General features: G+C 63.7%; 11 protein-coding genes. 7 read left to right on the top strand and 4 right to left on the bottom strand.

Annotated elements, in window-relative coordinates:
* The 3 genes from WEB61_RS14770 to WEB61_RS14780 form a co-directional block, all read right to left on the bottom strand.
* Nucleotides 1-389: hypothetical protein (locus WEB61_RS14770; protein ID WP_368065105.1), on the bottom strand; the 389-nt coding region annotated here is incomplete at its 3' end.
* Between the two features lie 84 nt (nt 390-473).
* On the bottom strand, nt 474-791 hold the full coding sequence (locus WEB61_RS14775) for a hypothetical protein (RefSeq protein ID WP_368065106.1): 318 nt from the start codon (nt 789-791) through the stop codon (nt 474-476).
* Nucleotides 788-1,741, bottom strand: a complete 954-nt coding sequence (locus WEB61_RS14780) for a DnaJ C-terminal domain-containing protein (protein ID WP_368065107.1) — start codon at nt 1,739-1,741, stop codon at nt 788-790. The genes WEB61_RS14775 and WEB61_RS14780 overlap by 4 nt, the downstream gene beginning before the upstream one ends.
* Before the next feature lie 421 nt (nt 1,742-2,162).
* Here WEB61_RS14780 and mltF point away from each other — a divergent pair, with 421 nt between their 5' ends.
* From mltF to WEB61_RS14795, 3 genes are all read left to right on the top strand, one after another.
* Nucleotides 2,163-3,596: a membrane-bound lytic murein transglycosylase MltF gene (gene mltF, locus WEB61_RS14785; protein WP_368065108.1), complete on the top strand. Its 1,434-nt coding sequence runs from the start codon at nt 2,163-2,165 to the stop codon at nt 3,594-3,596.
* Nucleotides 3,597-3,755: 159 nt separating this feature from the next.
* Nucleotides 3,756-4,409 carry an OmpW family protein gene (locus WEB61_RS14790; RefSeq protein WP_368065109.1) on the top strand — a complete coding sequence of 218 codons (654 nt, stop codon included), beginning with the start codon at nt 3,756-3,758 and terminating at the stop codon, nt 4,407-4,409.
* A 205-nt stretch (nt 4,410-4,614) separates the two neighbouring features.
* Nucleotides 4,615-6,117 carry a flavin-containing monooxygenase gene (locus tag WEB61_RS14795; RefSeq protein WP_368065110.1) on the top strand — a complete coding sequence of 501 codons (1,503 nt, stop codon included), beginning with the start codon at nt 4,615-4,617 and terminating at the stop codon, nt 6,115-6,117.
* Here the strand turns inward: WEB61_RS14795 and lpxC are convergent.
* Entirely contained in the window at nt 6,114-7,004 is an 891-nt protein-coding gene (gene lpxC / locus WEB61_RS14800; RefSeq protein ID WP_368065111.1) for a UDP-3-O-acyl-N-acetylglucosamine deacetylase, read from the bottom strand. The genes WEB61_RS14795 and lpxC overlap by 4 nt on opposite strands.
* A gap of 134 nt (nt 7,005-7,138) precedes the next feature.
* On the opposite strand from lpxC, the gene WEB61_RS14805 reads away from it, so the two are divergent.
* The 4 genes from WEB61_RS14805 to WEB61_RS14820 form a co-directional block, all read left to right on the top strand.
* Nucleotides 7,139-8,923 (top strand): glycosyltransferase family 2 protein, encoded by a 1,785-nt coding sequence (locus tag WEB61_RS14805; protein ID WP_368065112.1) that lies wholly within the window; start codon nt 7,139-7,141, stop codon nt 8,921-8,923.
* Nucleotides 8,924-8,953: 30 nt separating this feature from the next.
* A complete protein-coding gene (locus WEB61_RS14810; protein ID WP_368065113.1) occupies nt 8,954-9,544 on the top strand; it encodes a GNAT family N-acetyltransferase in 591 nt (196 codons plus the stop codon).
* 21 nt (nt 9,545-9,565) lie between these two features.
* Nucleotides 9,566-10,336, top strand: coding sequence for an SDR family NAD(P)-dependent oxidoreductase (locus tag WEB61_RS14815; RefSeq protein ID WP_368065114.1), 771 nt, complete (start codon nt 9,566-9,568; stop codon nt 10,334-10,336).
* Between the two features lie 58 nt (nt 10,337-10,394).
* A partial coding sequence (locus tag WEB61_RS14820) for a hypothetical protein (protein ID WP_368065115.1) occupies nt 10,395-10,981 on the top strand: 587 nt, incomplete at its 3' end.

Raw genomic sequence — 10,981 nt, forward strand, 5'->3', positions numbered from 1 at the left:
AATCCCCGTTCAACCGCAGCACCACCCCGCGCCATGAATACAAGACGGCGTTCCACTGAACCGTCGCTGCTCACCTCCCAAAATCGCGCGAGGCAATCTCGGACCAAGCCGGATTGCAAACTATAGGAAGGGGGCCCCGCTACCGCTTGGGAGTTCTTCACCTGATGGTCGGTCGCGCGGCCCGGAGCCGTAATCGAGAAATCCTCCGAGACTTCGAGATGCAGGGTTTCATTTTCTCCGAGCGTGATCAAAGCCGCAATGCTCTGCAGGAGCTGGTAGCGGAAGCCTGCGAGGACGTGAGCGGCGTTAGTCGATTCTGTCAGAATATGCGACTCTGATGATTTCTCGTTCATAGTTAAGCAGTTTAGGTCTTTAACTCTGGCTGTCATCAGCCATATTGATTCGGCCCGCAATGTAGCAACAACGACAACTTCTGCCGCATCGCCTTTTCAGCCGTACACAAACCATCCCCCTCACTCCCCCATCCCCCGCAACACAGCCTCCCTCACAGCCTCATCCTGCTTCGCCACAGCCGCCGTCAGCGCCATGAGCTGCTGCCGCGTGTCGTAAAGCTGGTCGAGCAGCGACAGGATGACAGGCAGCGCCCCCGCCTCGATGTCGAGTTCATAGCGCAGCGTGCAGATAAGCCGCACCCGCGCGCATTCCATCTCCGAAAAGACGAGCGCGCCCGCTTCCTCGCGCGGCGCCACAAGCTCTTCGGCGATCCAGGCCTCGAGGTCGCGCCGCTGCAGCGCCTCGATCCGCCCGACAAGCTCCTCGATGCCGGTCATGAAACCATCTCCTTGCGTGGGTCCTGCGGCATGCGCGGTTCCCAGCCTTCGAGAAATTCGGCCAGCGCCGGCTCCTCGCCCTCGGGCAGCACGATTTTCAGCGTCACCATCTGGTGCCCGCGCGTCCCGCTCTTCCGGTTTTTCACGCCCTTGTCGCGCAGCCGCAAAACCATGCCCGTGTTCGCCCCCTTCGGGATCGTCATGGCGACAGGCCCCGCAATCGTCGGCACCTCGATGCGCGCGCCCAGCACCGCCTCTTTCAGCGTCACGGGGATGTCGGCATGGATATTGTCGTCCTTGCGGCGGAAAAAGCGATGCGGCTCCACATGCAGTTCCACATAGGCGTCGCCCGCCGGCCCGCCGCCAAAGCCCGGCATCCCCTGGCCCTTCAGCCGCAGCATCTGCCGGTCCTCCGCGCCCTCGGGAATGGTCACGTTCAATGTCTTGCCGTCCGGCATCGTCAGTGTACGGATCGTGCCGTTCGCCGCGTCGAGAAAGGAAACCGGCAGCGTATAGCTCGCGTCCTGCCCCCGCGCCTTGAAGCCGGCGCCGCCGCGCCGCGCGCCGCCCATCCCGCCCATCCCGCCGCCGCCGCCACCAAAGGCGCGCGCGAAGAAATCGTTCAGCTCTTCATTGCTGGCAAAGCCGTCGCCGGCCGCGTGCGCGCCGGGCCCGCCGGCAAAGCCCGCATCGGCGAAGTCGCGGTAATAGCGCTCCTGCGGCCGCTCCGCGCCGCCCGCGTCGATCTCGCCCGCGTCGAAGCGCCGCCGCTTCTCCTTGTCCTTGAGGAGGTCATGCGCCGCCGAAACCGCCTTGAACCGCGCCTCGGCCGCCTTGTCGCCGGGGTGCAGGTCGGGGTGAAACTGCCGCGCCAGCTTCTTGAAGGCAGCCTTGATCTCCGCCTCGCTCGCCGTCCGCGCCACGCCGAGTGTCTCGTAAGGATCGTCCATCGCATCCCGTCTCATCGCCGCAGGGCCAGGGCAAGACTATACCCCCAAACGAAAGCCGCGCATGGAGGCAGGGCAGGGGCGGGGGCACCGCAAAAAAGCGCCTCCCGCCGCTCCACCCGCCGCAACCGGCGATAAAATTTTTCGCACCGGGGATAATCCGTGTCCGCCGCATCCGCCGCGCGGAGATAAAACATGCCGTTCCCGGAGATAACCCATGCCGCAAACCGCAAATCATCCGTACACGGATCAACAGAAATCCCGTTTGTGACAGTTTTATGACAGTTTCGTGACAGAGGGGGGGTCCGCAGTCATTTCCGCTGTCACGGAACTGTCACAATCGCCGCCGCCGCCGCCGCCGTCGCATCGCCGCCCCCGGCCCGTGCTATTCTTCCCCGGCAGAGGCAATCGGGGCGGGGCGCGCTTGTCGGAAATCGTCGCGAAATCAAGGGCTTGGGCCGCCGGTCTTGTGGCGTGGCTGCGCGCGCCCGGCGCCTGGCAGCCGCGCGGCAGCTCGCGGCTTCCCTGGCTCGTCTTCGCGCTGGTCCTTCTCTTCGGCGCCGGCCACACGCTCTTCCTCCGCCTCTATGTGCCATCGGTCGATCAAGGTCTTGAATCCATTAAGGAAAATGGAAAGCTGGTGGTGCTCACCCGGCTTGGCCCCACCACCTGGTACGAGGGTGTCGAGGGCCTCACCGGCTTCGAATACGAGGCGATGCTGGCGCTTGGGCGCTCGCTCGGCGTCGAGGTCGAGTTCCGGATTTATTCGACGGAACAAAGGCTTGTGCGGGCGCTGGCCGTCGGCAAGGGCCATGTCGCGGCGGCCGGCCTCGCGTTCGACGAGGACCGCAAGGCAGCCTTCGCCGCCGGCCCCGCTTACGCCACCACCCGCCAGCTCGTGGTCTGCAACCGCCAACTTGTTGAAAAACCAGGGAAAATCGAGGATCTGGCGGCGCTGCGTTTCGCCGCCGCCGCCGGTTCGCCGGGCGCCGCCGCGCTCGCTGAAGGAGGCCTCAGGAATTTCCAGGTCGCCGAAAACACCGAAACCCTGCTGTCGCGCGTCGCCGCCCGCCGCCTCGATTGCGCGCTCAGCGACGCCCGCATCCTCCAGATCGTCAATCCCTATTACCCCGAGCTCATGCAAGCCTTTGAACTGACAGGCGATTTCCCGGTCGCCTGGCTTGTTGCGCCGGGCTCCGAAGATCTCGTCGACCCGCTGCGGCACTGGTTTGCCGGCATGAAGAAGTCCGGCCGCTTCGCCGCGCTGGAGCGCCGTTTCTTCGGCTTCCTGCCGCGTTTCGACTATGTCGATCTGCGCGCCTTCCAGCAGGCGGTGCAGGACCGTCTGCCTCTCTACGAAAAGCAGATCCGCCGCGCCGCGCGCGAAAATAACCTGTCCTGGCAACTACTTGCGGCGGTCGGCTATCAGGAATCGCATTGGGACCCGGAGGCGCGGAGCCCCACCGGGGTGCGCGGCTTCATGATGCTGACCAAGCCGACGGCCAAGCGTCTCGGCGTCGAAGACCGGCTCGACGCCGCCGCCAGCATCGCGGCCGGCGCGCGCTATCTCGCTGATCTGAAAGAGAGAATGCCGGAAGAAGTTGCCGAGCCCGACCGCACTTACATCGCGCTCGCCGCCTGGAATGTCGGCCTCGGTCACGTCCTCGATGCCCGCGCCCTTGCCGAGCGTCAGGGCCGCGACAAGAACAGTTGGGCCGATCTCCGCCGCGTCCTGCCGCAGCTGGCCAATCCGGGCAACAACCTGCGCCACGGCACGGCGCGGGGCGGGCAGGCGGTTCATTTCGTCCAGCAGGTCCGCACCTACCTCCATATTCTGCAAGGCGATACAGGCACTTAGCAGGCCGCGCCCCGGCGCGCCGCGATGCCGGGGGTGCGACATCGCGACGGGCCGATGCGGCGAAATGACCACTCAAAAAATATGGATATTGGGCGAATGTGAGGAAGACGAATTCACCGCGCATCGGGGGGTCCGGTGCCGCCTCACGGAGAAGCTCAAATGAAACGCACGACGAAATCCCGCACAGCAGTCGCGGCGCTGGCACTCGGCATGCTCGCCGGTATGGCAGCGGCGCCGGAAGCGCAAGCGCAGCAAGGCTTTAGCGGCAAGTCGGCCGGGGATATCATGGTCCGCGCTCGGCTCCTCGGCGTCATTCCGGACGAGGATGCCTCGACCTCCATCGGCGGCAATGTCAGCGTCTCCAACGACTGGGTGCCGGAAGTCGATATCTCCTATTTCGTCACCGACAACATCGCGCTCGAGCTGATCGCGGCCACCACGCGCCACGACGTCTCGCACACAGCCGCCGGCAGCTTGGGCAAAGTAAGCCTGTTGCCGCCGACACTTACGCTGCAATACCACTTCCTGCCGAAGGAGCGTTTCAGCCCCTATGTCGGTGCCGGCCTCAATTACACCTTCTTCTACAACGAGGACGCACCGGGCGGCGGCATCACCAGCATCGACTACGAAAACAGCCTCGGCTACGCGCTGCAGGCCGGTGTCGACTACGCGCTCACCGACAACTGGTACGCCAATGTCGACGTCAAAAAGATCTTCCTGAGCACCGATGTGTCGATCAACGGCGGCGCCGTCACCGCCGATGTCGATCTCGATCCCTGGATCGTCGGTCTCGGCGTCGGCTACAAGTTCTGATTTTTGAGGGGCTGACGCCCGCGTCTTTTCCGCTCTGCCCGGTCTACCCCACCGGCGGCTCTCATGCGGAAAAGGCGCGGGCGTTGCGCTGCCCGCCATGTTGAACTCCCTTGCGCCCTGATGTAGAGGTTAGGGCATACACCCTAGGACGCCTGCGGCGTCCGGGCAGGCGGTGAAAACCGTTTGAAAACAAGGGAGAAGCCGCGTGTCGCAGTCGCTCAACAACATCCTGTCAGGACCCGACGTCAGGCAGCGCCCGCTCAGCGTTGCCATCCTCGGCGCGGGCGCGGCGGGCCTCTGCATGGCGATCAGGCTGCAGAAAGCCGGCATCGAAAGCTTCACCATCCTCGAAAAGGGCGTGAGCGTCGGCGGCACCTGGCGCGACAACACCTATCCAGGCTCGGGCTGCGACGTGCCCTCGATGCTCTATTCCTATTCCTTCGAACCGAAGGCCGACTGGAGCCGCAAATTTGCGGGGCAGGCCGAAATTGTCGATTATTTTGAGGGCGTTGCGCGCAAATACGGGCTCACGCCGCATATCCGTTTCAACACCGAAGTGACCGAAGCCCGCTTCGACGAAGCCGCCGGCCTCTGGCGCATCCGCACCGCTTCGGGCGAGGAAATCGCGGCCAATGTGCTGGTCTCGGGCGTCGGCCAGCTCAACCGTCCGGCCTTCCCGAAAATCGACGGCCTCGACGCCTTCAAGGGCGCAGCCTTCCATTCGGCCCGCTGGGACCACGGCGTTGATTTGACAGGCAAAAACGTCGCCGTCATCGGCAATGGTGCCAGCGCCATCCAGTTCGTCCCCGAAATCGCGCCGAAGGTCGGCCGGCTCACCATCTTCCAGCGCACGCCCAACTGGTGCGTGCCCAAGGCTGATCGCCCCTTCACCGAACGCGAAAAAAGGCTTTTCCGCTCAATGCCTTGGCTCGTCCGCGCCCAGCGCTGGCTGACCTGGCTGATGCTGGAGCGCAACTTCCTGGCTTTCACGCAAGGCAGCTGGTTCGGCAAGATGTTCGAGAAAGCCACGTTGAAGGAGCTCGAGGCCCACATCGCCGATCCCGAGCTCCGCAGGAAGCTGACCCCGGACTATCCGGCAGGCTGCAAGCGGATCCTCTTGACCAACGACTGGTTTCCCGCCCTCTCGCGCCCCAATGTCGCCGTCGAAACGAGCCACATCGCGCGCGTCACCGAAAATGCGGTCGTCACCGAGGACGGCGTCTCCCATCCCGCCGATGTCGTCATCTTCGCGACCGGCTTTGAATCGACGGATTTTCTGGCGCCGATGAAGATCGTCGGCCGCGGCAATGCCGATCTCAACGAGGTCTGGGCGCGCGGCGCCGAGGCCCATCGCGGCGTCGCGGTGGCGGGATTCCCCAATTTTTTCATGCTCTACGGGCCCAACACCAATCTCGGCCACAACTCGATCATCTTCATGATCGAGTGTCAGGTGAACTATATCGGCCAGTGCATCGAGGCCCTGCAGAACGGCAAGCTGCGCTACATCGACGTCCGCAGGGAAGCGATGGCGGCGTTCAACGCCGCGCTTCAGAAGGACATGCAAAAGACGGTCTGGGCGGCCGGCTGTTCGAGCTGGTACAAGACCGCCGACGGCAAGGTCACCAACAACTGGTCGAGCTTCACCGCCAGATACTGGTGGGAAATGCGCCACCCCGACTTCGCCGAATACGCGCTGGTGGGCAACTAGGAAGCGCGCAATTCCGCCGTTTTTTCGGCCTCGATCGCGCGCAGCAGCGCCCGGTTGTGTTTGTGGTTGGAGCAGAACGCCGTCACCTTGCCGATCAGCGGCCCCCCGCCAAGCGCCAGGTCGCCCACCAGATCGATGATGCGGTGGCGCAGGAATTCGTCCGGGCTTTTCAACCCGCCCTTGTTCAGCACCCGGTCCTTGTACATCAGCAGCGCATTGCCGAGCGAGGCGCCCCGCACCAGCGGGATCAGGCGCAGCTTGCCCAGAATAAGCGCCGGCCAGATAACCGAAAGAATGCCGTAGGTGCGGGCATAGCAGATGTCGCGGCGGAAACTCTCCGGCGTCACCTCGCCCGCCCAGTGCTGCGTGCCCCAATAGGGCAGCTCCAGCGTGTAGTCGATGATGAAGCGGTCGGCAGGCTCGACGCTCAATGAAATCCGGTTGTCGGTAACTGTCAGTGCCCGCTCGATTTTTCGGAACTGGCGCGGCGCGTCCTGTTCCGCCCGGCCGGCCGCCGCGATCGCCTCGACAAGCGGTGCGGCGCTCCCGTCCATGATCGGCACTTCCTGGCCGTCCATCAGCACGGTCGCATTGTCGATCTCGAGCGCAAACAGCGCCGCCATCAGATGCTCGATGGTCTGGAATTTGGCGCCGCCCGGCGCCTGCATCATGGTGCAGCGGGGAAAATCGACGCAGTGGCGCCAATCCGCCTGCAATTCCGCGCCCTTGCCCCCTTTGTCGGTGCGCCGGAAGCGAATGCCCTGACCCGCCGGTGCCGGCATCACCGTCACCTGTGTGTGGCGCCCCGTATGAAGGCCGATGCCCGCAAAGGATGCGGGCTGCCTCACCGTGCCCTGGCGCATATTGAAGGTCGAAGGGCTGGTCATGCGGGCGGTTCCGGATTAAGGCCTTTGTTCGCGGGTTTCTTTGCCGCATTCTCGGCGCGCGATTCCATCCAATCTATAGAACTTTCAAAGACTTGCCGTCCATCATGTCATTGTTCTCCCGCGCAGTTGAAGCCTTGGAAACCGCCGCGCGGCTTGCATCGGCGCGCGCGAGCTACGTGGTTGCGCTCGAAAACTTCCGGGCCGCGCATCGCCCGGCCGATCTGCCTGCCGACAGCGCCGGCATCCTCGCCGGCGATTTGCCGCCGCCCGAGCCCGTGCTCGTTTCGATTGTCATCCTGACCTTGAACGGCGGCGAGATGCTGCGGGCGCTCTTTTCGTCGCTGGCGGCTTGCAACACCTGGCCGGACATCGAGATTATCGTTGTCGATCACGGCTCCGACGACGCGACGGCGGAGGTCCTGCGCGATACGAGTGCGCATTTCCACATTCGCCATCTCAAGCCGGACCGGAATTTCAGCTTCGCCTTTTCCTGCAACCGCGGCGCGCAAATCGCGCGGGGAGAGATCGTGTTGTTTCTCAATAACGACATAGAGTTCACCGAAGACGTCATCCCGCGCATCGTCGCCGGCGTTCAAGCGACGGGCGGTCTGGTCGGCATCAAGCTTCTTCACGGGCAGGCCGGCGGGCAGACGACACCGCGCCCGCAAATCGGCGTGCGCTTCAGGTGGAGTCCGGGGCAGGACTGGACCGCGCCCTACGACGCTTCGCCCGGTCCGCGCGATGCTCTGCGCGCGGCGCAGCCCTGCCGGATGCCCGTCGTGACCGGTGCCGTCCTTGCCTGCAACCGCGCGGAATTCCTGAAAATGGGCGGCTTCTGCGAGGATTATCTCTATGCCTATGAAGACGTCGATCTGGGGCTGAAGGCGGCGGCCCGGTTCGGCCTTCCGTCTGTTTCCCTCAACGACGTCTCGGCCCTTCACCTGATGGGGGCAACGCGGACCAAGCGCTCGAGTTTCCGCCGCCGCCGTTTGTGGCACCGCCACAGCCTTGGCGTTCTCCGCGCCCGCTACGGCTATCGCAGCCGCCGGCTGGCCTGGCTCGGCCTTTTCGGTGCAGCGAAGGGCTTCGACTGGGGACGGCGGCCTGCGGTGGCCTTTCTGGCGGACAGCGGGGACGAGGCGGCAGGCGGGGCGGCAAAGGCGCTGCAGGCCGAATTCGCCGAGTTTGCGGTGCTCAAGACTTCGGGTTTCAGGCAATACGACCTCTTCGGCTACGACCTTGTCGTGTCGCGCTTGCCGTCCTTCTCAATGGCGCTTGCGCGAAATCTCGGCCCCATGGCACTCAAGATCGGCTGGATCCGCGCCGGCGACGGCGATTGGCGTGCGAATGCCGCCGCATACGACATCCTGATGACGGACGGTCGCGAACGGGCTTCATCCCTGACGGAAAGTCTCGGGCAGCCGGTCATTGCGATCGGCGACCGCGGCATCGCCGAAGCGCTCCGCCATGCGGTGACGGATTTCCTGCAAAATCGGTTTCGGATCGCCGTTCTGGCAGCAAGCGACAAGTGCGCTGATGCCGCCAGGCTTTCGGCGGTTTTGCGCGCCGCCGGCCACGCGGTTCGAACGGGCGCGCCGCGGTCCGTTTCGATGCGCGACGAGGTCGCGATATGGCTTTCGCCGCCCGGCATATCGAAATTTCCGGTCGACACGATCCATGTCGCCGCCTTCGCTCCCGTGCCGGACGGTCGCTTTTCATACGATATCCGGCTGGAGTCTCTTGGCGGGGATATGAGGGCATGGTTTGATCGGCTTATGCCGGAAATCGCGGATTGCCACGAAAAACGCATGGCAGGACCGATCGATTTGCCGCTCGATGATCTGCGGCACGCCGACGATGGCGCGGCCGTCTGGCGTGGCAGGCATGATCCGACGGCGCACTTGATCGGGGTGTCCTGACGACGCTCCGGCTGTTACGAGGTGAAGGCTTTGGGCTTGGATGTGAGAATTGGAACCGCGACGGATCTGGATGATCTCGTCCGTTTTCTCCTGATGGCGGGCGAGGGGCTGTTCGAGTTCCTGTTCGACGATGCTTATCCCGGGCTGACGGCACGCGATGCGCTGGCCCTCGGCGTGGGCGACGCCGAAAGCCCCTATCATTTCGAGAACGCCTATCTGGTCGAATCCGGCGACCGCGTCGTCGGTTGCCTGGTGGCGTTCCCGGCCGAACAGGTCGGGCTGCCGGAGCTGGCATACAGCGTACTCGCGCGCGACCGCCTCGACCCGGTGCGGCCGCTGTTTGAAGAGCACGTGCCGGGAAGCCTCTACATCAATACGCTGGCGGTCGATGAATCCATGCGCGGTCAGGGCGTCGGCGGTCTTTTGCTGGATTTTGCCGCGGAACTCGCGCGCGGGGCCGGATGCGGAAGCATGACGTTGCACGCCTGGGGCGACAATGAAACGGCGCTCAGCCTCTACAAAGCCCGCGGTTTCGAATGCGTCGACAAGGTGGAACTGCCCCGCACCGCCCAATTGCGGCACGACGCGCCGATGCTGCTGCTGCAGTGTCCGGTCGCCTAGGTGGCGGCCGGGAGAAGCGCATTGAACAAGCCCGGCGTCGTGGTCATAACGGGCGCGGGCGGGGGGCTCGGCGCCGCCTTGGCGAATATCTATGCAGCGCAAGGAGTTACGCTCGGTCTCGTCGGACGCGATGAAGTGAAGCTGCGCCGCGTCGCCGACGACTGCCGTGCGAAAGGCGCCAACACCGAAATCCTCCTGGCCGACGTCACCACACCGGAGATCGAGGAGGTTCTGCGTGCCTTCGATGCTGCCCATCCGATCGATCTGCTCATCGCGAATGCAGGTGTCACCTCGGGTATTTCGCCGCTCGACGGTCTTGAGCCCTGGGATACGGCCCGGCGTGCCGCCGAAACCAATTTCATGGGCGCGCTCCGGACGATCGGGCCGGTCGCCGGGTTGATGGCGGCCCGGGGACACGGTCAGATCGCCGGCATCGGCTCGCTCGCGGGTCTGGTGCCGCTACCCTTCAGCCCGGCCTATAGCGCCTCCAAGGCCGGTCTGGAGACCTATGTGCTGGCTCTTCGGCATTTGCTCGCCCCAAAAGGGGTCAGGCTCAGCGTTGTGATTTTGGGCTATGTCGAGACGGATATGAGCCGGCGGTTGAGCGGTCCAAAGCCGTTTTTGATAACGCCGGCCGAGGCCGCGATGAAGATCAGGAGCGGGTTGGCGAGAAACAAGGCCAGGATTACCCATCCCGTTGTTTTTGCTGTGGGAATTCGGTGTCTCAACATACTGCCGGAATGGCTTGTCCGCTTGATCCTGCCGGCCTTTGCTTTTACGATTTCGCGGTAGGGGGCCAATGCTCGTTGTTTGAGCGAAGAGTAGTCTTGGTTCCCATGGGGGATGTTTAATGGTCGCCGGTATTGCCGGGCTCATCACTGCTTTTGCCGCGGTGTTGATCCTTGAGCGTTTCGTCAAGCCGCGGCGAAGCAGGACGCCGATTCTCCACAAGGTCGGGCTGCTGGCGGCTATGCCGCTGATTCTGTTTTATGTTTCCATTCTCATGGTGACCTATCGGCCGGTCTTTTCGGCAGTTTTCATCATCATCGTGTTTCTGGGCATTGTCGTCGTCAACAACGCCAAGGTCCGCGAACTTCGTGAACCGCTTGTCTATTCGGATTTTGCCCTGCTGCGTCAGGCGATCGCGCATCCCGGCCTATACGTAACCTATATAGGCCCGGTGAAAGTGGCCGCGGTATTGCTCGCGGGCACGACGACGATTGTAGCGGGTCTGATATATGAAACCCCGATCCTCAGGCGAAACGAGCCGGCCGAATGGATTCCGACACTTGCCTATTGTCTGGTTTTCTTCGGCGCCATCTACGCCGTCACCAGAGGGCCGCTCAGAAACGAATTCCGGCAGATTCTGAAGGAATTCGGTCCATCGACAGACGTCAGGGAAGATGTCGACAAGCTGAGCCTTGTGACGACGTTGAT

Origin of the sequence: Parvibaculum sp., from assembly GCF_040882025.1 — a bacterium.
Classification (GTDB): domain Bacteria; phylum Pseudomonadota; class Alphaproteobacteria; order Parvibaculales; family Parvibaculaceae; genus Parvibaculum.